The 22,236-nt window shown below is 42.1% G+C and carries 19 protein-coding genes; 11 read left to right on the top strand and 8 right to left on the bottom strand.

The window, feature by feature from the left end; all coding sequences use genetic code 11:
- Nucleotides 1–93 precede the first annotated feature (93 nt).
- Complete coding sequence (locus IAR63_RS14175; protein WP_187705707.1) at nt 94–351, top strand: DUF7219 family protein; 258 nt, start codon at nt 94–96, stop codon at nt 349–351.
- Here IAR63_RS14175 and IAR63_RS14170 read toward each other — a convergent pair.
- Entirely contained in the window at nt 348–1,460 is a 1,113-nt protein-coding gene (locus tag IAR63_RS14170; protein WP_187705706.1) for a glycosyltransferase family 4 protein, read from the bottom strand. The genes IAR63_RS14175 and IAR63_RS14170 overlap by 4 nt on opposite strands.
- Nucleotides 1,461–1,635: 175 nt before the next feature.
- Nucleotides 1,636–2,790, bottom strand: coding sequence for an NAD-dependent epimerase/dehydratase family protein (locus IAR63_RS14165; RefSeq protein ID WP_187705705.1), 1,155 nt, complete (start codon nt 2,788–2,790; stop codon nt 1,636–1,638).
- Between the two features lie 216 nt (nt 2,791–3,006).
- Between IAR63_RS14165 and IAR63_RS14160 the strand changes: the two genes are divergently transcribed.
- From IAR63_RS14160 to IAR63_RS14145, 4 genes are all read left to right on the top strand, one after another.
- Nucleotides 3,007–3,354: a slr0373 family blue light stress response protein gene (locus tag IAR63_RS14160; protein ID WP_187705704.1), complete on the top strand. Its 348-nt coding sequence runs from the start codon at nt 3,007–3,009 to the stop codon at nt 3,352–3,354.
- A gap of 101 nt (nt 3,355–3,455) precedes the next feature.
- Nucleotides 3,456–4,967, top strand: a complete 1,512-nt coding sequence (ycf46, locus tag IAR63_RS14155; protein ID WP_187705703.1) for a stress-responsive protein Ycf46 — start codon at nt 3,456–3,458, stop codon at nt 4,965–4,967.
- 156 nt (nt 4,968–5,123) lie between these two features.
- Nucleotides 5,124–5,474 carry a DUF1257 domain-containing protein gene (locus IAR63_RS14150; protein WP_009344125.1) on the top strand — a complete coding sequence of 117 codons (351 nt, stop codon included), beginning with the start codon at nt 5,124–5,126 and terminating at the stop codon, nt 5,472–5,474.
- 93 nt (nt 5,475–5,567) lie between these two features.
- On the top strand, nt 5,568–5,864 hold the full coding sequence (locus IAR63_RS14145) for a hypothetical protein (protein WP_235678283.1): 297 nt from the start codon (nt 5,568–5,570) through the stop codon (nt 5,862–5,864).
- 276 nt (nt 5,865–6,140) lie between these two features.
- On the opposite strand, the gene trpE is transcribed toward IAR63_RS14145, so the two are convergent.
- The 3 genes from trpE to IAR63_RS14130 form a co-directional block, all read right to left on the bottom strand.
- Nucleotides 6,141–7,661 carry an anthranilate synthase component I gene (gene trpE, locus IAR63_RS14140; protein WP_187705702.1) on the bottom strand — a complete coding sequence of 507 codons (1,521 nt, stop codon included), beginning with the start codon at nt 7,659–7,661 and terminating at the stop codon, nt 6,141–6,143.
- A gap of 94 nt (nt 7,662–7,755) precedes the next feature.
- Complete coding sequence (locus IAR63_RS14135) at nt 7,756–8,172, bottom strand: photosystem I reaction center subunit II PsaD (RefSeq protein ID WP_006275750.1); 417 nt, start codon at nt 8,170–8,172, stop codon at nt 7,756–7,758.
- 140 nt (nt 8,173–8,312) lie between these two features.
- Complete coding sequence (locus IAR63_RS14130; RefSeq protein ID WP_187705701.1) at nt 8,313–10,331, bottom strand: DICT sensory domain-containing protein; 2,019 nt, start codon at nt 10,329–10,331, stop codon at nt 8,313–8,315.
- A gap of 244 nt (nt 10,332–10,575) precedes the next feature.
- Between IAR63_RS14130 and IAR63_RS14125 the strand changes: the two genes are divergently transcribed.
- A complete protein-coding gene (locus tag IAR63_RS14125; protein ID WP_235678402.1) occupies nt 10,576–14,721 on the top strand; it encodes a glycerophosphodiester phosphodiesterase family protein in 4,146 nt (1,381 codons plus the stop codon).
- Nucleotides 14,722–14,960: 239 nt separating this feature from the next.
- Here the strand turns inward: IAR63_RS14125 and IAR63_RS14120 are convergent, their stop codons facing one another.
- A complete protein-coding gene (locus IAR63_RS14120; RefSeq protein WP_187707479.1) occupies nt 14,961–15,272 on the bottom strand; it encodes a DUF2973 domain-containing protein in 312 nt (103 codons plus the stop codon).
- A gap of 296 nt (nt 15,273–15,568) precedes the next feature.
- The gene (locus tag IAR63_RS14115; RefSeq protein ID WP_061545247.1) at nt 15,569–15,880 is read right to left on the bottom strand and encodes a DUF2605 domain-containing protein; all 312 of its coding nucleotides are present in this window, start codon (nt 15,878–15,880) and stop codon (nt 15,569–15,571) included.
- A 198-nt stretch (nt 15,881–16,078) separates the two neighbouring features.
- Between IAR63_RS14115 and thrS the strand changes: the two genes are divergently transcribed.
- The gene (thrS, locus tag IAR63_RS14110; RefSeq protein WP_187705699.1) at nt 16,079–17,911 is read left to right on the top strand and encodes a threonine--tRNA ligase; all 1,833 of its coding nucleotides are present in this window, start codon (nt 16,079–16,081) and stop codon (nt 17,909–17,911) included.
- 17 nt (nt 17,912–17,928) lie between these two features.
- Here thrS and IAR63_RS14105 read toward each other — a convergent pair whose 3' ends face one another.
- Nucleotides 17,929–19,569: an NAD(P)H-quinone oxidoreductase subunit 4 gene (locus IAR63_RS14105; RefSeq protein ID WP_187705698.1), complete on the bottom strand. Its 1,641-nt coding sequence runs from the start codon at nt 19,567–19,569 to the stop codon at nt 17,929–17,931.
- Nucleotides 19,570–20,095: 526 nt separating this feature from the next.
- Here IAR63_RS14105 and thrB point away from each other — a divergent pair.
- From thrB to petJ, 4 genes are all read left to right on the top strand, one after another.
- Nucleotides 20,096–21,013, top strand: coding sequence for a homoserine kinase (gene thrB, locus IAR63_RS14100; RefSeq protein ID WP_187707478.1), 918 nt, complete (start codon nt 20,096–20,098; stop codon nt 21,011–21,013).
- Nucleotides 21,014–21,164: 151 nt separating this feature from the next.
- Nucleotides 21,165–21,467: a 30S ribosomal protein S14 gene (gene rpsN / locus IAR63_RS14095; RefSeq protein ID WP_187705697.1), complete on the top strand. Its 303-nt coding sequence runs from the start codon at nt 21,165–21,167 to the stop codon at nt 21,465–21,467.
- Nucleotides 21,468–21,559: 92 nt separating this feature from the next.
- A complete protein-coding gene (locus tag IAR63_RS18815) occupies nt 21,560–21,757 on the top strand; it encodes a helix-turn-helix domain-containing protein (protein ID WP_072149081.1) in 198 nt (65 codons plus the stop codon).
- Between the two features lie 114 nt (nt 21,758–21,871).
- The gene (petJ, locus tag IAR63_RS14085) at nt 21,872–22,210 is read left to right on the top strand and encodes a cytochrome c6 PetJ (RefSeq protein WP_115539369.1); all 339 of its coding nucleotides are present in this window, start codon (nt 21,872–21,874) and stop codon (nt 22,208–22,210) included.
- Nucleotides 22,211–22,236: the final 26 nt, after the last annotated feature.

Genomic DNA, 22,236 nt, shown 5'->3' with positions numbered 1-22,236 from the left:
GCATTTTCTTACCAAAAAAATACGCATAAGAGCCTTTGTCCGTCATTTTGTTTGAGAAAGCATGGGATTAATTAAGTATATGGAGAAAAAATAGTGGACAAAAAAGATGATTTCCTCTATCCCCGTGGTCGCTACTATGGTCATGTACAACCTGAAAATCTGGTTTTTAATGCCAATCTCCAGGAGTTTGCTCAGAGAGTTAGTTATATTTGTAACTTGGAAACCGGTGGTAAACTTCCCCCTGAGGATGCTTATGAACAAATCAGGTCTCTGTGGAAACAATTAAAACGCTCTAAGAAACAACTCAGAATAGGTAAAAGTTTCCCACCGGAAAGTGAGTCTGACTCTTAATTTAATATTCTCTGGTAGTATGCTTGTAGTTGTCTTACAGCAGCAGACCATCCCATTTTCTCCGCCTTCTTACGAGCATTACTACGCATAACGGCAATTTCCTGTTTTTCTCTTAACAACTTAATTGTGAGGTCGATAGCTTGTTGAATAGAGGCATTATGGTCAAAAAGATAACCATCGACACCGTCAGTGACGATGTCGGGAATCCCCCCAGAACGAGCAGCGATTACTGGACAACCCGCAGCCATGGCTTCTAATAATACTAATCCCAGGGTTTCCGTACGGGAGGGAAAGACAAACACATCGGCACTAGCAAAGGCTGAGGCCAATTGTTGACCCTTGAGATAGCCCACAAAATGGGTATTAGTGTGGGCAAAGTGATTTTGTAAATTTTGCCGATGGGGTCCATCCCCCACCAGGGCTAAACGCCCATGGGGAATGGCTTCCAAAATGGGTTTAATCTGTTCAACCTCTTTCTCTGCCGAAAGACGACCTACATACAATAACAGAGGACTGTCTGGATGACCTTGGGATAGATAGGAGCGCATTTCCTGACTGGCTAAATCGGGATGGAAAAGCTCTGTGTCTACCCCTGGTTGCCACAAGTCTAATCTTTCTATTCCATGGGCCGCCAATTCCTCAACCATAGCTGTAGAGGTGCACAGATTTAAAGCTGCTTGATTGTGAGCAATCTTGAGCAGTTCCCATAGTAGTCCTTCCAGTAAACTTAGTCCATAATGTTGTAAATACTGAGGCAGATGTGTATGATAGGATGCTACTAGGGGAATTTTGTGCAATTTGCTGTAGAAAATACCTGATAGTCCCAAAACTGCTGGATTTACCACATGAATTATATCTGGACCAAACTCTTGTAGCCCATAACCAATGGCAGGGCGGGGTAGTGCTAATTTTAACTCTGGATAAAGAGGTAGGGGAAACCCACTAACTCCGTGCACTTTTGCTCCTTTATATTCTTTAATACCCCCTTCTGGGCAAAATACCATAACCTGATGTCCATCTCGTTGCAGATGGTCAACTGTGTGAGATAAACGGGTGACAATGCCATCAACCTTAGGCAAAAAAGTTTCGGTGAATAGGGCAATTTTCATAAAATTAGGTGGGGGATACTGTCAGTATTCTCAACATTTATATCTTAATATTATGTATTATGGAATCTTTTGACTCTCCCCCCAACCTTGTCTATCCTAGATTTGTTTTTTTGTGCCTAGTAGCAAGTTAAATTAACAGGGATTCATATCAATCCTTACTAATGTCTAGTGTCAGTTATTTTCTGTGCCAAGAGACTTTAGGCAAAATTTGTTTGTTATCAACTCGCCTTTTATATTTAACAGCAAAGTTTAACAGGGAATCCAGTAGGGAATCTGAGAGATAGTGGGGTTGCAAGCCCAAGTCTAATAACTTAGTGTTTTTGGCATTGAAGTAATGTTCTTCCTTTTCAATTCTCGGATTATCAATGTGGTTAATTTCCACATTTAGCCCCATAGCATAACTGGCTTTTTTCACCATTAAGGCCAAATCACCAACGCTAAACAATTCTGTGAATTGGTTAAACACACGAAATTCCCCAGGTTGGGCGGGATTGGCAATGGCCAATTCAATACATCGCACTGTGTCGCGAATGTCTAAAAAGCCCCGGGTTTGTCCACCTTTCCCATAAACGGTGAGGGGATGACCCACAGCAGCTTGAATACAAAAGCGATTCAGTGCTGTACCAAATACCCCATCATAATCGAGGCGATTAATTAACAGCTCATCTAATCCGGTTTCCTCGGTAATCACACCGTAGACAATGCCCTGATTGAGATCAGTTGCACGTAAACCCCAAATTCGGCAAGCAAAGTGAATGTTGTGACTGTCATGAACCTTACTTAAATGGTACATGGAACCGGGTTGCTTAGGATAGGGTAAGGTATCTGTACGCCCATTGTGTTCAATGGTAATATAGCCTTCCTCAATATCAATATTAGGTGTCCCATATTCACCCATGGTTCCCAATTTCACTAGATGGCAATCGGGAAAGTCTTCTCTCATGATATAGAGTAGATTCAACGTGCCAACTACGTTATTGACCTGGGTGAGCACAGCGTGTTCACGGTCAATCATGGAAAATGGTGCCGAACGCTGTTCACCAAAATGTACTATTGCTTCTGGCTCAAATTCATGCAACGCCTTATGCAAAAAACCATAGTCGGTAATATCGCCAATAAACAAGTCGATGGATTTACCCGTCAAATCTTGCCATCGTTGGAGACGTTGTTGAATTGGTGCAATTGGGGTTAGAGTCTCAACACCAAGCGTATTATCCCAGTGCCGACGCACCAAACTGTCTAAAATTCCAACTTCATGACCTCGATTAGAAAGGTACAGAGCCGTTGCCCAACCGCAATATCCATCGCCACCAATAACCAGGACTTTCATCTTTACCAGTTTTTACTCGCTGATAGCTAAATCTATCAGATTTTTGTATCCTGCGCTATGAATTCCCCCAGCCATTAATTTCATCCCCTGCTACCAAAAATGAACATTGTTAAGAAATGTAACAAAATAGGCGTTAAACTGGTTTGATGGCTTGACAAGAAAAAAAATAAGAGATAAGGTGATTTACATACCCGGGTAGGACAGTCGAATAGTAATATGCACACAAAGCAGGAAACAAAACAAAAAGTAACGTTGCACTTATCGCCCGAATTACACAGAAAGCTCAAGATTCGCTCAGTTATGGACTCAGAAACGATGTCAGGTTTAGCAGAGCGAGCAATCAGTTTCTATCTAGCCCATTCAGAGGTGATAGCTGAACTGGAAGAGTCGATTTACGGAGGAACCCACAGAGTTTATCCCTGTCCCAGTTGTCTGAGTTCACTGGTTTTAAAGGATGGGGAATTAATAGCCCTGGGTCGTCAACCGGGAATTATTGGACAAGATGACCTGTGTACTGAAAGTCAAACCCATCCCAGGACTGAGGAAGAATTAGTACCTTGCTAGTTAAAAATTATGAATGGGTGAGTGGAAACTTTTAAACCTTTCCGTTATTCTGATAACCATAATTGTAGTGTTTCTATAAGGTCTCAAGTAGGTCGATAGATATGAAAGAAGAGCTAAACATACTCATTCAAGCTCAATACCCTTTAATCTACCTTGTGACCTCCGAGGAAGAACGGGCAGAGCAAGCAATTTATACGATGGCTCAGTCGTTAAAATCCCAGCGTCGGGTTTACGTGTGGACTGTAACCCATGGTATTGTGGAATACGGGCAGGCTAGGAGTACAAACCAGCATAACACCGTGTCACCAGAGGCAGCTATTGAGTGGGCAATTAGACAGAAAGAACCTGGTATATTTATTTTTAAAGATTTACATCCTTTTATTGATGCTCCGGCAACAACCAGGTCCTTAAGGGATGCGATCGCCAGTTTTAAAGGTATGCAAAAGAACATTATTTTAATGTCTCCGATGCAACAAGTACCGATAGAATTGGAGAAAGAGGTTGTTGTTATTGACTTCCAACTGCCAGACATGACCGAGTTAAGTAAAGTTCTCACTGCCCACCAGGAGCAGAATAGGGGGCGGCGTTTAACTACCGAAGCTAGGGAAAAACTACTGAGAGCGGCCTTAGGACTGACCAAGGATGAAGCCGAGAAAGTATATCGAAAGGCCCAGGTAACAAGTGGGAGGCTGACGGAAGATGAAGTTGATATAGTTTTATCAGAAAAGAAACAGCTAATTCGCCGCAATGGCATTTTAGAATACATTGAAGAAGATGAAACTATCGAAGCCGTAGGTGGGTTAGAGGAATTAAAGAAGTGGCTGAAACAGAGGTCCAACGCCTTTACAGAAAGGGCGAGGGAGTATGGATTACCACAACCGAAAGGGATGTTAATTTTAGGAGTTCCTGGTTGCGGGAAGTCACTGATAGCAAAAACCACCTCCAGGTTATGGGGATTGCCAATTTTAAGATTGGACATGGGGAGAGTTTACGATGGCTCCATGGTGGGTCGGAGCGAGGCGAACCTGCGTAATGCTTTAAAAACAGCAGAATCTATTTCCCCAACTATTTTATTCATAGACGAACTGGATAAATCCTTTGCTGGTAGTGCGGGGTCTAGCGATTCTGATGGAGGGACATCAAGTAGAATTTTTGGTTCCTTCTTGACCTGGATGCAGGAGAAAAAGTCTCCAGTATTTGTCATGGCAACAGCTAACCGAGTAGAAAGGTTGCCAGGAGAGTTTTTAAGAAAAGGTCGCTTTGATGAAATTTTCTTTGTGGACTTACCCACACCGGAAGAACGTCAGGATATCTTTAGGATTCACCTAACCAAAAGAAGAGAGGAAATTGCTAGATTTGACCTAGAGCAACTAGCCAAGATGTCCGATGGTTTTTCCGGTGCTGAAATAGAGCAGGCAATAATTGCAGCCATGTATGAGGCCTTTGCTCAGGATCGGGAGTTCACCCAATTAGATATTATTGCTGCATTGAAGTCTACATTGCCGTTGTCAAGGACGATGCAAGAACAGGTCACAGCCTTAAGGGACTGGGCCAGACAGCGTGCTAGACCAGCAGCATCCTCCGTAGCTGAGTATCAGCGATTGGAGTTTTAAAAGCTTTCCTCTGTAAACCAGAGGGGAAAGGTTAGTCCACGGGCTAACGGGTTACGAGTTAAGCCGCTTCCCAATTAATCCCAGATTAATGCGGCTTTGGTGAAAAAGAAACCGTTGTCGTTTTTCTCATCAATCTTCTTATTGGAGGAAACCCAAATGTCTCATTTTAGCACTCTGCGTACTAAGATTACCGATGCCGAAATTCTCAAAGCTTCCCTAAGCGACCTAGGTATTACTGTAAAAACTGAGGCTGATGTACGTGGTTATAACGGTCAGCGTGTACGTTCGGACATTGTTGCGGTATTGGAAGGCGAGTACGATTTAGGTTGGTCTCGTAATAGCGATGGTTCCTTTGACCTCATTGCTGATTTATGGGGCGTTGCTAAGAAGCACAACCAGACTGATCTGATAAACTCTATTAACCAGAAATACGCGGTTAATAAAACCCTAGCCGAAGTAAAACAGCGTGGTTTGCAGAATGCTAATGTTAAGTTAGTGTTGCAATAATTAATTATCTGCGCGTTCCCAAAGCACAAACGGGTTAACCACAAACTGGTTAGCCCGCTTTCTTCCTGATTTTGTGAGCTAATTGAGTTAAATATGACTAGTAGAAAAATTCTGCAAGAGAATCAATCCTACACCTTCAGGTCCTATTTTGAAATGTGCTATGAAGCTGATGAGATTCTAGCTGAATTAGGATATAATCTGTTAAGGAGACATATTAGCTTACCTAAAAGTAATCGTTGTTTGGAAAGATTACAAGAGTTAAAACAAAGGATTGAGGAATATTTAACCTTAGCAAGTTTAAGTATTAAGCTTCTCCGGTCTAAAGACACGGAGATTTCTGAAGAGTCCATAAACGAACTTTCTGAGGCTGGCTTAAACAGCCTCTACTGATTCTGCTAAAATTAATTCTTAGCATCACCGCTACTTTAAGTTGATTTCGAAAGTATAGCTCAGATAAGACTTACTTGTCAATAGCAGCCACAAAATAACATAAAGACAACACTGGAATATTGAAGATCCGCATCACGGTTAAATATCAAGGCGAATAAATTCGCCGTTGGCACTTCCTGTCTAAAGCCAAGTGGCTTCCGTGTATCGTATTCCAGATGATTTAGAGAGTTTAATGGGGATCTTGCTGGGAATTGTAGAGTCAAGACCTGTACTGAACTAGGTAACCTCTTTCAAACATCTAATTGCTTCCAATAAACCCCTAGCCTTATTTAGAGTTTCCTCATATTCTTTCTCCGGTTGGGAGTCCGCAACTAGTCCCGCGCCCGCTTGAACGCTAACAGTCCCGTCCTTTAGCACCATGGTTCTAATGGATATGGCAGTATTTAATTGTCCTTCAAAGTCATAATAGCCATACACTCCTGAATAGACTCCCCTGCGGGTTGGTTCTAACTGGTTAATGATTTGCATAGCCCGGATTTTTGGTGCTCCACTAACTGTCCCTGCGGGGAAACAAGCTTTTAATAAATCCCAAGCGGTTTTATCTTCCGCCAATTTACCTACCACATTACTAACAATGTGCATCACATGGGAATAACGTTCAACAATCATTAGTTCATCAACCTTAACTGTGCCATTTTGGCAAACCCTTCCTAAATCATTGCGTCCCAGATCCACCAACATAATATGTTCAGCAACTTCCTTGGGATCTGCTAATAAATCCGCTGCTAATTCCCCATCCTCCTTGCTGGTTTTACCCCTTGGTCTTGTTCCAGCAAGTGGTCTAACCGTGGCCATTATCCCCCCTTCCTCATCTCTCTCTGCTTTGACCATCACCTCTGGACTAGAACCAATGATCTGCCAATCGTCAAAGTTAAAAAATGCCATGTAGGGTGAAGGGTTAATTTGACGTAGGGAACGGTATAACGCAAAGGGATTCCCCCGGTATTCTGTCCCTAATCTTTGGGAAATTACTACTTGGAAGATATCACCCGCTCTAATACGCTCCTTCGCTTTTTCCACACTGGCGCAAAACTGCTCCTGGGTAAAATTGCTGCTGTACTCTTTAATGTCCACCTTGGGTCTGTTCTGTGGTGATTTCCAGGTTAGTTGGGTGTTTTCTTTCGTCAAGGGTAAAGATAATTTCTCTACCATCTGTTTAATACAATTGCATGCTTTTTGGTAACTCTCCTCCATCCCCACATCTTCCCTGACATCAGCGTAGGCGATCGCCCAAATTTTGCGTTTTACCTGGTCAAATATTAACAAATGGTCTACTTGCATCCACAGTCCATCAGGAATCTGGCGATCATCCTGAGTATGTATGGGTACTGTTGGTTCAATCCAATTAATGAGTTCATAACCCCAAAACCCGAATAAACCCCCAATTCCGGAAGGCAACTCTGGTAATTTCACTGGATGATAGGGTGCCAAACAGTCAGCCAAAACCCTAAAGGGGTCGCCCTGAAAAACCTGTCGTCTTCCATCTCTATAGATTTGAGTAGTTTGGTCTCCCCTTGCTTCCAAAATCCAAAGAGGGTCACAACCCAATAAACTATAACGTCCCACCTTTTCCCCACCTTCCACCGACTCCAGCAAAAAGCTATAGGGTTGACCTGCACAAACCTTGTACCAAGCGGAAACAGGGGTATCCAGATCGGCAACCCATTCTTGATAAACCGGGACAAAATTACCCTGTTGAGCTAATTGTATAAATTGCTGAAAATCGGGAAAAATCATAGGTTAAAGTTTTATATACTTAGAAATTCAAATGGGTAACTAGTAAAGACTGTTACATTACCAATTACCCATTATCAACTAGCGCCAACAGTTCTTAGGCGTCGTGGGTAGCTTTACCACTAAACTTAAGTGCTGCAGCACTGGGGTTCTCACCAATTCTGCGGGGTACATGGCGTACCATTTCCCGACCTTTATTTACCTTTTCTGGGAACACACCATCTGCGGGGTGAATCAGAGTAGTTTCCCCACTGGGGAGAATCCGGTAAACCTTGTAGTCGGTTATTTTGAACTTGCGGAGTTGGGCACCTAAAGCAATGCCATACTCTTTGCGGGCAATATAAAGCAAGTTTTCGCCTGTGCGCATAGTTGCTGCACCACCGGTGGGCATTTCAAAAACTTGCTCTTTGGGACTTGTCCAGGTAATAGCGTACTTTTCCTCTACTTCTGCCTTTTTAAGTAGTCCGCCAGTACTACCGCCAAATAGGGGGGTTTGTCCAGTTAGAGTTGCCATAGGATTAGGGTTTTCTCTCAACGTTTTTAGGGCATACTACCACCCTAACTTATCCCATATTACGATTATTTCACACACTGTAACACTTTCTCAAATCTGGGGGGAGGAAAAACCACCATCCAGTAGCTTGGCCCAAAGAACTACCTGGGTGATGATATTCCAGTATTAACCTTGGACTGCTTTTTTTCTATCTTCCCCCGCATAATGGGAATAGTAAAGTGAAATTGGCTTCCCTTATCTTTACCCTCCGACTCAGCCCAAATTCTTCCCCCCCAAGCATTAACTATTTGACGACAAATCGCTAAACCCAATCCTGTTCCTCCAGTAGTTCGCCTCAAGGCTCCCTCCTCTTGATAAAACCGGTCAAATACTATTTCCAACGCATCCCGATCAATGCCTCGACCTGTATCAGCTACGGTAACCAATACTTGGTCACTACGATTTTGTTTGGCTTTAATTGTAATCCTTCCCGAGGGGGAAGTGAATTTATAGGCATTATCTATCAGTTTGGCTAATACTTCCACTAACCAATCCCCATCCGCTTTCACCAGGGGTAAATTTATGGGAATCTCACTACTTACCTGGGGGGATTTTTCTTTGTTAGACCTTATACGCATGCGACTTAGTGCTAAATCCACACACTCCTTGAGAATTAAAGATTCCGTATGCCATTCCACATTCCCACTTTCTAAATTGGAAAGGGTGAGGAAGTCTTGCACTAGTTTACGCATTCTCTCTGAGTCCGCAAGAGCTGTATTTAACATCACTTGCCGTAAGTCGGCGGGCATATCTGGCTCGGTGGCCAAACTTTCTAAACACACTTGAATGGTGGAAAGGGGAGTTCGCAACTCATGCCCAGTAATAGCAATTAGATTGCTGCGAGTTCGGTCTAAAGCCTCTAGTTGTTTATTTAGCTCTTCTAGATTAGTAAATGATTCGGCTTGAATTAAAGCTGAACCTACTTGAGTAGCGATCGCCTTGACTAAATCTAGCTCTCCCGGTTGCCAATCGTAGGTAGGAAAATAACAATAGTGTAGTTCCACAATACCCAGCAATTTCCCCTGAAATAATACAGGTTCCATCAACCAGGAACGAATATTAAATTTGCCTGCTATGGAGGACAAGTAAGGAGAATCTTGAACTCGTGGATCCGTTGTCGCATCACCCACACATACTCCCTCTTGTTTATCCACAATTTCTTGAAATAGGGAGTGACTTTGTAAATCCCAGGTTTGTCCTAAAACCGATGATAAACCCTGATCCAAAAATTCATGTTCAATATTTGCCCTCACATCACCAGACTGAGCACGATAAATCAAACAACGACCCGCTGCTAAATGCTCTCCCAATTCCTGGGCAGCGACTTGCAAAATTTGTTTTGGATCCAGGGAGCGCCTAATAGCCATACTAATAGAATTAACCAGTCTTTCTTTCCTAGCTTGGACAGTAAGAGAGCGGTAGGCCTTGTGTAACTTATACTGACTGGCCTGTAAATAAGTTACTAGTCGTCGGACAAAAGGATCCGTATCAATTTCCCGCCCGCCTATCTTCTTTCTCTGACTGGATTTTGTGAACTCTTTAATATTAAACCGTTTACGTACATCAACCACCTTGTCCTTCAAATCAGGACGATAGGCCACAATTCTGCTTAATAATAAATCCGCTGCTTTAATACTAACAGTCCTGTCAGCTGTCCAAATACCCTCAAATCTTCTTGAGGTATCCATATCCAGGACGGAACTCGTCTCTGGTACTTGCTGACTTTTAACAACCGATTTAACACTTTCTCGACACACTAAACAGGTAGCATAATTATCTGCAATCACAACCAAGTGCCACTCTTTACTTAAAGCATCCTCTGGTGTAAAAGCAACCTTTTCATAGGATCCTGAACTACTGGTAAACTCAGTTTCTAGTGCAGACAATACATATACCTGATTACTACGCTCAGCAAGACGCTCATAGCGATGGGCTTCTTGACGATAAAACCGTTCTCGCTGAAAACTGGCAATAATTAGTGGTTCACCCAAGGTAGTCCCCAAGATCTGGTCTTCCATCGCATGGGAAAGTGCGGTTAGTGAAGCCTTAAAATATAACTGGGGACGTAGGTGAGATAGTGACTGTAGCAAATCACTCAGCACGGAAGTCGAAATGCTCATGAATATTCTTAAACGTCCAATTTAGACCATGAGAAAGCACTTCCCCAGATCCTAACCCAAAAACTGATCAAGTAAGTTTGGTAACTGTTAAATCTTGACAAAACTCAAAAAATTCCCCTCCTCAATCCTAATTAATCAATAACTTAATCAATACTTAAAATAGACTTACTCTTGGGACAATGGTATCTTAACTTTCTACCAATAAGTTGTATTGGGAATACTAACTTAATTTTTCTTTACCAAAATTCCCAATATGGTAACACTCAAAGGTTTTGCTGTTCTTCCTGCTGATACGTTTGCTGCTGGTCCAAAATCCGGTGCTGCTGTCACTAATCCCACCAATGGACGCACTACGCCCTTTTCTGGTCAACCTGTACAAGGCTTTAGCGGGGTGCAATTTGCTCCTAACACCAGTGGTTCCCGATTTTGGTTTTTAGCGGACAATGGTTTTGGTGCTAAAAACAACAGTGCGGACTTTCTCCTGCGCATCTACCAACTAGATCCTAATTTTACCGGGGTTGAAAATGGCAATGGTAAGGTTGGAGTGGAGAACTTCATTCAACTTGCAGATCCCAACCGCTTGATTCCCTTTTCCATTGTGAATCAAAATACTCCTGAACGACTACTGACGGGAGCAGATTTTGATGTGGAGTCCTTTGTCATTGATCATAGGGGGGATATTTGGATAGGTGATGAATTTGGTACTTATTTATTGCATTTTGACAGCAATGGAGTTCTATTAGATGCGCCCATTGCCACCCCTAATCCCATCCAACTGAACACTCTCAACGGTCAAAAACCCATTGTTATTGGTCATAGAGGTGCTAGTGGTGAATTACCAGAACATACCATTGAAGCATACAGACTGGCAATCTTACGGGGTGCTGACTTCATTGAACCAGATTTAGTCTCCACCAAGGATGGAGTCTTAATTGCTCGTCACGAGCCCAATTTGATTAATACTACTGATGTAAATAGTCGTCCCGAATTTGCCAGTCGCAAGAAAAAGGTTGTAGTGGATGGAGTAGAAGAAGAAGGCTTCTTTGCTTCTGACTTTACCTTAGCGGAAATTAAAACTCTTAGAGCAGTTATGCCTCAGGGTTACCGTGACCAGGTGTTTAATGGGCTATTGGAAATCCCCACCCTGGGCGAAATTATTGATTTGCTCAAGGAAGTAGAAGCACAAACGGGCAAGAAAATTGGCATTTACCCAGAAACTAAACATCCCACCTACCACGACAATCTGGGTTTATCTTTAGAAGAAAAACTCATTGACACCCTAAAAAGCAAGAGTTTTACTGACCCTACACGCATTTTTATTCAATCTTTTGAAGTTAGTAATCTTCAGGATTTGAATAGTACCATTATGCCAGCAAGAGGTGTTAATATTTCCCTAGTGCAGCTAATTGATGCATATGATGTAGCCGATAATGGCACACTTATATACAAAGATGCTTACGCCCGTCCCTACGATTTTACTGTCAAGGGAGACACTCGTACCTATGGCGATCTCCTGACTCCAGCAGGTTTAGCAGAAATTGCCAAATATGCTGACGGTATTGGACCATGGAAGCGCCAGATTATTTCGGTGAAAACGGTAGATAAGAACAGTGATGGCAAACCAGACGATTTAAACAACGATGGGGTAATTAATGACAGTGACAAGGTAACCTTACCACCTACCAGTGTGGTTAGCGATGCTCACAAGTTGGGACTGTTGGTTCATCCTTACACCTTCCGCAATGAAAGTCGCTTTTTGGCATCGGACTATAACAACAACCCGGAATTGGAGTACCGTCAATTTATTAGTTTGGGCGTAGATGGTTACTTTACCGATTTCCCAGGAACAGGAGATTTGGTAAGAGACCAAATTACCACCAACCAAGTAAGATCCCCCCAAAATCCCAATGTTCTATCCAAACCTGACTTTGATACTCTCAATGGTCAAAAACCTATTGTTATTGGTCACCGGGGTAGTAGCGGAGAGCGTCCAGAGCACACCTTAGCTAGTTATAAATTGGCGATCGCCCAGGGTGCAGATTTCATTGAACCAGACTTGGTTGTCACCAAAGATAATGTTTTAATTGCCCGTCATGAACCGATGTTGGCGGTTGTGAACCTCAACACTGATGGTACAATTAAACTTGTGGGTGGTAAACCAGAAATCAATCTCACAGATACCAGCACAGACGTTCATCTACGTGATAAATTCCAAGATCGCCTAAAAGTTAAAAACTTAGATGGTCGCAACGTGGGTGGTTGGTTCGCAGAAGACTTTACCCTAGCAGAAATTAAAGAACTAAATGCCATTGAGCGTCTTCCTTCCCTCCGTAGTACCGCCTTTGATCAAGATGGGTTGAAGGTTCCCACCCTGAAAGAGGTGATTGACCTGGTGAAACAGGTAGAATTGGAAACTGGACGCAAGATTGGTATTTACCCAGAAACCAAACATCCTACATTCTTCCAGCAGCAAGGTTTTAACACCAGTCAATTATTGGTAAATACCCTCAAAACCCTGAACTTTACTGATGCTAGTCGTGTCTTCATTCAATCCTTTGAAGTTAGTAACCTCAAGGAATTGAAAAACACAATTATGCCTGGTGCGAGTGTTGATATCCCATTAGTGCAATTATTTGGTGGATCCGGTAGACCCTACGATTTTGTGGTCAATGGAGACAGTCGTACCTATAATGACCTTTCTACACCTACTGGGTTAAAAGAAATTGCTCAGTATGCAAAAGGCATAGGACCAAACAAACAGCGCATAGTTCCTATGGCCACCGTAGACAATAATAAAGATGGCCAACCGGATGATTTAAATGGGGATGGTCAAATCAGTGATGCAGACCGCACCTTAGGCACACCAACAACTCTCATTCAGGATGCCCACCAAGCGGGACTACTAGTTCATCTTTACACCCTAAGAAATGATGGGTTTTTCCTTTCTGCCGACTATAAGGGAGATCCGGGAGCAGAAGTACGTAAATTTGTGGATTTAGGCGTAGATGGTTTCTTTACTGATTTCCCCAAAACAGGAACATCCGTAATAGTTAACAACTATCTAGCGGGAACAGGTTACGCCAACCCCAACAATAACTTGAACTCACCCTATTTTGCCGACTCCCCAGTTTACTTCAATCCCAATCAACCTTACTATGGTGATTTAGTTACTGCTAATCTCAACCGCTCCCAGGGATTTGAAGGTATGGCTTTTAGTCCAGACCGTCAAACGGTCTATCCCATGTTGGAAGGTACGGTGGTAGGAGATCCTGCTGGTTCCGTCAGAATCTACAAATTTGATGTAGCAACAGAAACTTACACCGGTTTAGTAGGACGTTATCAACTAGCCAGTCCTAGCAATGCTATTGGCGATTTCACACCTATAAATGACAAAGAGTTCTTGGTAATTGAAAGGGACAATAATCAGGGCACTGGCGCAGCGTTTAAAAAGATATTCAAGGTGGATTTTAGTCAGGTCAATGCTCAAGGTTTTGTTTCCAAGGAAGAAGTAGCAAACTTACTGGATATCCAAGACCCCAATGATCTCAATAGTGATGGCAATAAAGTCTATAATATGCCATTTCAAACCATTGAAGATGTGGTAGTATGGGATAATAAAACCATTATCGTGGCTAATGACAACAATTATCCTTTCTCCATTGGTCGTCCCCCCCTCATTGATAACAATGAAATGGTCGTGCTAGAATTGGATAAACCTCTCGCTCTGGATGCTCGTCTAGGTCTAGCTGCGACCATCGCTGAAAGCTCTCAATTGGTTTTTGGCGCTCCCGGTGCTGATAATGTGTCTGTCCCACAAGGAACCGATGGCATTAATGATATAATTTTCACCGGTGCTGGAGACGACAAAGTGGATACCCTGGGTGTCACCAACCCCTACGCAGGCAATAATACAGTACACTCAGGTAGCGGAAAAGACATTATAGACGTAAATAATGGCGATCGCATTTTTGGTGGTAGTGGGAATGATGAAATCTTCGCCACGGATGCCAAAGACTATCGCATTTCCGGTGGTGCTAGTAATGATGTATTTTATCTGGGTACTAATGGTCGCGCTTTAGGTGGCGATGGAGAGGATAAATTCTTTGTTACCGAGGGTGGAGGGAATTTAATTTCTGGTGGTGCTGGTGCAGACCAATTCTGGATCACTACTGGTGATATCCCTAGTGTTGACAACAAAAACGTTGCCAATACCATTGTGGACTTCCAGATAGGTACTGACGTTTTAGGTATTAGTGGTCAAGGAAGCAACTTTGGTTTTAATAATCTGACCCTAACCAATAACGACATTATCATCAATGGCAACAAAGTAGCCACCTTAACCGGAGTAAATACTAGTACACTCACTGCCAGTAACTTTGCTTTCGACTAGTTTTTCCGCTCTATAGGATCTACCCAAAGCTACCCAGACCTTTACAGATCTGGACTACCTACTTCCTCATCGTAGTCTCAATGTCTACTCCACAAGCTATCTCGGTAGAGCTTACCGTTTGATCCGAACGAATCGGAATCTGAATTCCTTCAAAACTTAACTAAATGAGGGCTTACCCTAGGGTAAGCCTTTACTTGTTTTTAAATAGTTTCTAATCTTTGAACACCATCTAACTACAACTAAGCATCTTCCGAACTCTCAATTTTATTCCCAGGGGAAGATTCATATAGCGCATCTAAATGCTGACGTGCATCCTCCACATTAATAGAACGCATTACTAAAAGTGGCTCCTTGATTAAGTTACCCGAATCATCCAATAACTCTGGATGGGGTATGGAGTTGGTTCCATAATAACCAAAACCACGTTGATTAACCCCCGTTTTGTGAGGATAAGAACGGTCAAAACTGAACATAATTAGGTTTCTAATTAAATTACTGACAGCAATAAATGCTAAAGCTGTAAAAGCTACAATGTACAGTAAGTGTAACATCAACTTATCCTCCACTAAGATAACAAATTTTAAAGTTTTATATTGTATGTATTGAGCCAGAACGCCATAGACCATAGCTGAAAGTGATTGCTGGATAGGCATTCTGGCTTACCTTCGCCCGGGTAGCTACGGCTATAATTCCCTAAACTTTTCTCACTGGTAATTAATTGGCAAAAGTAAGAAAAGTAAAATAGTCTATGTGCTGGTATTTTCAAAGGCATTAGCACCAACGTAGCACGGGACACATTATTTTTTTATGAAAATAATGTTAAGATTCTAAACCTGAAATTTTGGTGTTATTTTATTTGACGATAGCGCATCCCCACTCTCCAGCACTCACCTAAAAGTTGATGCCAGGGGGCTAAGGTTGCCATATCTAGTCCCACCTGTTTACCAGTAGCATTAAATAGCATCTTGGATGTATTTACCTCTAGTTGTGCTTGTTTAACTCGGTCAAGTAAATCGGACTGTTCCTGTTCAGTCATAAATGAGATTTTCTCATTTTCCAACAATTGCTGGGAGCGGGCAAACCAATATTCAAAATCCTCTAAAAGTGGTTCTAGCAGTGATTGTAACAGTTGGGAGGCCGAAAGGTTAGATTCTGGCATATATGAAAAGTATATTTCTAAAAGTCACTCTTATATTAACTCTATTCATAAAACTTTACAATCTGTAAATTTTCTCAAAGAAAAAATAGATAAAGAGAGCTTCCCCCCAGCGGATATTTTGGTAAATTAGGAGAATCATAGGATATTTCTTATCAAAACTAGTTCTGTCAACATTAATTTAAAAGCTACCAACAGCCGATGTCGTCAAATCAAGAAGCTCAAAATCTAGAAAAACCAGCGGAAAAAATTTATTTACCCAAGACTAGCGAATCAGAGATCTTAAAAAAAATTCGCCATACTGCTTCCCATGTGATGGCCATGGCAGTACAAAAGCTGTTTCCCAAGGCGCAAGTAACCATAGGTCCGTGGATTGAGAATGGTTTTTACTATGACTTTGATAACCCAGAGCCCTTTAGCGATAGAGATTTAAAAGCCATTCAAAAGGAAATGGTGAAGATTATTAACCGTAAATTACCTGTGATAAGGGAAGAAGTCAGTCGAGAGGAAGCCAAAAAACGGATTGAAAAAATTCAGGAGCCATATAAATTAGAGATTTTGGCGGATATTAAACAAGAGCCAATCACTATTTATCACCTAGGGGATGAATGGTGGGATTTATGTGCAGGTCCCCACGTAGAAAATACTAAGGATATCAACCCCAAAGCTATTGAATTAGAAAGCGTTGCAGGTGCTTACTGGCGTGGTGATGAAACCAAGGCCCAATTACAGCGTATTTACGCCACCGCATGGGAAACCCCCGAACAGCTAGGAGAATATAAACGTCGCAAAGAAGAAGCTTTAAGACGTGACCATCGTAAAATTGGTAAAGAATTGGGTTTATTTATTTTCTCTGACCCTGTAGGTCCAGGTTTACCCTTGTGGACCCCGAAAGGTGCCTTATTGAGAAGCATATTAGAAGATTTTCTTAAAAAAGAACAGTTAAAAAGGGGTTATTTACCAGTTGTTACCCCCCATATTGCTAGAGTAGATTTATTTAAAACATCAGGCCACTGGCAAAAATACAAAGAAGATATGTTTCCCATGATGGCTGAAAATGAGGAATCAAAAGCCCTAGACCAGGGTTTTGTCCTCAAGCCCATGAACTGCCCCTTTCATATTCAAATATATAAAAGTGAACTGCGTTCTTACAGAGAATTACCCATGCGGTTGGCAGAATTTGGCACAGTTTACCGTTATGAGCAGTCCGGTGAGTTAGGGGGTTTAACCCGGGTGCGAGGTTTTACCGTGGACGATTCCCATTTATTTGTCACACCAGAGCAATTAGATGGGGAGTTTTTAAATGTTGTGGATTTAATCTTGACCGTATTTAGAAGTTTACAACTGAAAAATTTTAAAGCGAGATTGAGTTTTAGAGATCCGACCAGTGATAAATACATTGGTGGAGACGAAGTTTGGGATAAAGCAGAGGGAGCAATTCGTCGTGCGGTGCAGCAGTTGGGAATGGATCACTTTGAGGGTATAGGGGAAGCAGCTTTTTATGGTCCAAAACTGGACTTTATCTTCAGCGATGTTTTAGAAAGAGAATGGCAATTGGGAACAGTACAGGTGGACTACAATCTACCAGAAAGGTTTAACCTAGAATATGTGGCGGAGGATGGGTCACGAAAACGCCCAGTTATGATTCACCGAGCTCCCTTTGGTTCCCTAGAAAGACTGATTGGCATTTTAATTGAAGAATATGCAGGGGATTTTCCTCTCTGGTTAGCACCAGTACAAATTCGACTGCTACCAGTTGGTGAACAGCAAATTGAGTTCACCAAAGAAATAGCTGGGAAAATGACAGAGCTGGGAATCAGAGCGGAAGCAGACCTAAGTGGCGATCGCCTGGCCAAATTAATCCGCAATGGGGAGAAGGCTAAAATACCCGTGATGGCGGTAGTAGGTGCCAAAGAGGTGGAAAGTAATTCTCTGAGTATTCGCACCCGTGCATCTGGTGAACTAGGGCTAATACCCGTCGAAAAAGTTGTGGAGAAAATGCAGGATTCCATAATCAACTATAGCAACTTTTAGGACGGGGGTTGTGGGGTCTACCTAAGATTTGCCAGGGCGTAAATACTGGGAGAACTTTGGGAGATAACAGTATAAGACTGACGAATATGGGCATTGACAGCCACGGTTTTAGCATCATACATTTGCATAAATACCTTGGGATATAAACCAATGCCAATAATTAATACCAGGAAACAACCTGCTATAAATACTTCCCTAGGTTTGGCATCACTGTAAACTGACTGATTAGGTAAAAGACAATCAGTACCAAAACAGGCGGTTCCTTCGTCTTCCTGATTCTCCATTCCCGCATTAGTGATGTCGCATGTCAAAGCTGCATCCTTACCATAAAATACCTGACGTAACATGGAAAGGAGATAAATCGGTGTGAGAATAACACCTACAGCTGCGAGGAAAACGGTCACTGTGCAGAAAGTGGATGTATAAACATCACTAGTGGTTACACCCACAAATACGGAAAGCTCTCCTACAAAACCACTCATTCCCGGTAAAGCCAGGGAAGCCATGGCACCCATGGTAAACAATGCAAATACTACGGGCATAGCTTGACCAACACCGCCCATATCCTTCATTACCATGGTATGAGTACGGTCATAAGTAACACCAGCTAAAAAGAAGAGAACGGAGGCGATTAATCCATGGGATAGCATTTGTAGCATTGCTCCATTCATACCCAAATCGGTAAAGGAAGCCAAACCGAGGAGGACAAAACCCATGTGAGAAATGGATGAGAAAGCCAAACGTCGTTTCATATTCGTTTGGGCAAAGGAGTTTAATGCACCATAGATAATATTCACTACACCCAGGACTGCTATTACTGGTGCAAAATAAATGTGAGCATCCGGTAGTAATTCCATATTTATGCGAATTAATCCATAACCACCCATTTTCAGCAGCACTCCTGCCAAAATCATTGATACAGGAGAAGATGCTTCACCATGTGCGTCTGGTAACCAGGTATGTAAGGGGAAAATTGCTAACTTGACTCCAAAAGCAATAAACAATCCTGCATACAGTAGTAATTGTAGGGTGAGAGGGTAGTTTTTGCTGGCTAGGTCGCTAACATCAAAACTGAGATTAGCTCCACCGTATAACCCCATGGCCAGAGCAGCTATGAGGATAAATATGGAAGCAGCTGCGGTGTATATGATAAACTTAGTGGCGGCGTAACGTCTTCTTTGACCACCCCAAATAGAAACTAATAGATATACGGGAATTAGTTCCACTTCCCACATGATGAAGAATAACAACAAGTCCTTAGCAACAAACACTCCTATTTGTGCTGCATATAACACCAACATCAGGGAGTAAAATAGGCGTGGTCTGCGGTCCACTTGCCAAGCTGAAAACATAGAAAGGGTGGTCACAAACCCTGCCAACAGTACCAAAGGTGCAGAAATACCATCTACTGCTACTGCCCACTTCAGCCCTAGGGTGGGCATCCAATTATAACTCTCTACTAGTTGAAAACCCGTATCAATTGAACTATAGTGTATCCAAAAAGCATAACAAATCAATGCAAAATCAGCAACAGCCACACCTAACGCATACCAACGAACTGTTTTACCGTCCTTATCTGGTATTAAGGGGATCAGGCAGGCTGCCATCAGGGGAAGGACGATAATCGTCGTCAACCAAGGAAAATTATTCACCATCATGTCAATAGGGAAAAATACTCATTTGTTTGATGATGACATTGTACAAAATTCTGTAACAATTTTTTAACTATTTCCGATAATTTTTTGCGATACCTATCCATAAGAAAATATTACCATCTTGCTTAGGTAGGTAGGAATCCGTAATTTGGGATCGTTTTTATGGGATTAATAGCGATCGCTCATAAACATCAAGCAATTTTAAAAGTCGAAAGTCAATTACAAAGGGGAAGTATTTTTATATTAGAGATGTCCATATTGAACTTTGATGGTGGATTTATATATTCTTAAAAAAGTTCGCCACCTGGTGAACCCATGTCCTGAAGTCGAGTTGAAAAGTGACTCTTGCAGTTAGAAAAAAATATGCTACCCTAATAAGATGATACTAGTCCCAATTCATTGGACTCAAAGGGTAAGCTCTACCGAGATTGCTTGTGGAGTAGACAAACCCGACAGTGTTCATGCTGTCCCTACAACAGGAAGTAAACATGAAAAGTATCGACAATATAAAGTTTTCCGTTGTGTCTCCATGTCCATAATTTCTCATGTTATTGTTAAGGTCCCAGCTACCACTGCCAACTTAGGGCCTGGTTTTGACTGTATTGGTGCGGCACTGCAGTTATACAATGAATTTAAGTTCACTCTAAGTGATTCCAAGTTGTGTATTAAGATTCATGGTAAGGAAGCAGAAAAGGTTCAAACTGATAGCAGTAATTTAATTTATCAAGCATTTGTTAAGCTGTATGAGCGTATAAATAAAACACCCCCAGGGGTAGAAATTGAGATTAATTTAGGTGTTCCCCTAGCCAGGGGTTTAGGTAGTTCGGCCACGGCCATAGTGGGGGGACTAGTGGGGGGTAACATTCTAGCTGATTCACCCCTATCTGCAGAGGAGGTGATCAAATTAGCTATTGAAATAGAGGGTCACCCGGATAATGTTGTTCCTGCCTTTTTAGGGGGATGTCAGCTAGCAGCCACTAGCAGCAGGGGTTGGGAAATTTGTCCAGTGAAGTGGCACTCTGAAATTATACCAGTAGTAGCCATACCCGACTTTGAATTATCAACATCCCAAGCCCGCAAAGTTTTGCCGACAGAAATTAGTCGTGACGATGCAATTTTTAATGCTTCCCATTTTGGTTTGTTGTTGCAAGCCCTAGCCACCAACCAGAAAGAATGGTTACAAGCTGCCTTAAAAGACAAATTACATCAACCCTATCGTCAATCTCTAATTCCCGGTTATGATGATGTGGAAAGTGCTGTGATAGAAGCTGGTGCTTATGGTATGGTAATTAGTGGAGCAGGTCCAACCTTATTAGCTCTAACGGACAGCGCGCACTCCCCTGGAGTAGTCCAAGCCATGACCTGTGCTTGGGCAAAAGTGGGGATAACATCCACAGTATTACCTCTTTCTATTGATCTTAATGGGAAAACTTCTCAAATGGGTTAATATGTTTGATTTCTGGGAAGTTTCCCCTGCGGGCCTATTATTTAAAATCTTGATATAGGGATGAATTTGAATTTTCTTTGACTTGATAGAGACTTTCTGTAAATGTAGGATGTAATATGGGGAATGCGGCCTTTTAATAAATTGGATTTTTATGGCTAAAAAGAGCATGATTGAGCGCGAAAAGAAACGCGCTAGGTTAGCAGCAAAATATGCTACCAAACGAGAAGCACTGTTGGAAGAGTTTAGAACTACAGAATCCCCTCTAGAAAAACTAGAGGTGCACCGAAAAATTCAACAACTACCCCGCAACAGTGCACCTACCCGTCGTCAAAACCGTTGTTGGTTGACTGGTCGTCCTAGAGGTGTTTACCGGGACTTTGGATTATCTCGTAACGTTCTTCGAGAATGGGCACATCAAGGTTTATTACCTGGAGTTGTCAAGTCTAGTTGGTAATCGGGGACTATCTCATTATATAGCTCAAGCAGTTACCCATGTCTTAGGATAGTCCTGGATCAAAGCTCAAGTCGGTTTTCAACCGACTGGTTTTGTCATGGGTATGTTGGGAATTAAAACCCAATAACAAACAGGAGACTCTATTCCGTCAACATTGCGGAGTAACTAGACATAATTACAACTTTGGTTCTAAGAATCGCGCTAAGGCTATTTTTGAACTGGCTAAAACTCAAGCTAACGTATCAAGCATCCGGAGAGATGCCACTCATAAACTCACTTATACATCCTGAGGACAGCCTAAGTTTGACCATCTGTCGTTTGACTAATGGAAAACAGGACCAATAAAATAAACGAGGAAATTTCCATTAACTCCGAAATCCAAGTTTGCTGTAAAGAGAAAACACATGAAGAGAATTATTTCCGTATTACTACTGGGTATTGCAATTTTCACACTTGCCTTCAGCAATTCAGCTTTAGCAGTGGATGCAGCAGCTGGAGCAAGTGTATTTAAAGCTAATTGTGCCCAATGTCATCTTGGTGGTAAAAACTTAGTCAATGCAGCTAAGACACTCAAAAAAGAGGCTTTAGAAAAGTATGGCATGTACTCCCAGGAAGCCATTGTTTCTCAGGTTACAAAGGGTAAAGGTGCTATGCCAGCATTCGGTAAGAGACTAAAATCTGCTCAAATTGAGAATGTGGCAGCCTATGTACTAGAACAAGCGGATAAAGGCTGGAAGAAGTAAGTTTATTGCTAGTAAACTAAATTACC

This window comes from Cylindrospermopsis curvispora GIHE-G1 (genome assembly GCF_014489415.1).
GTDB lineage: Bacteria > Cyanobacteriota > Cyanobacteriia > Cyanobacteriales > Nostocaceae > Raphidiopsis > Raphidiopsis curvispora_A.
This window is presented reverse-complemented; position numbering and strand designations above follow the sequence as displayed.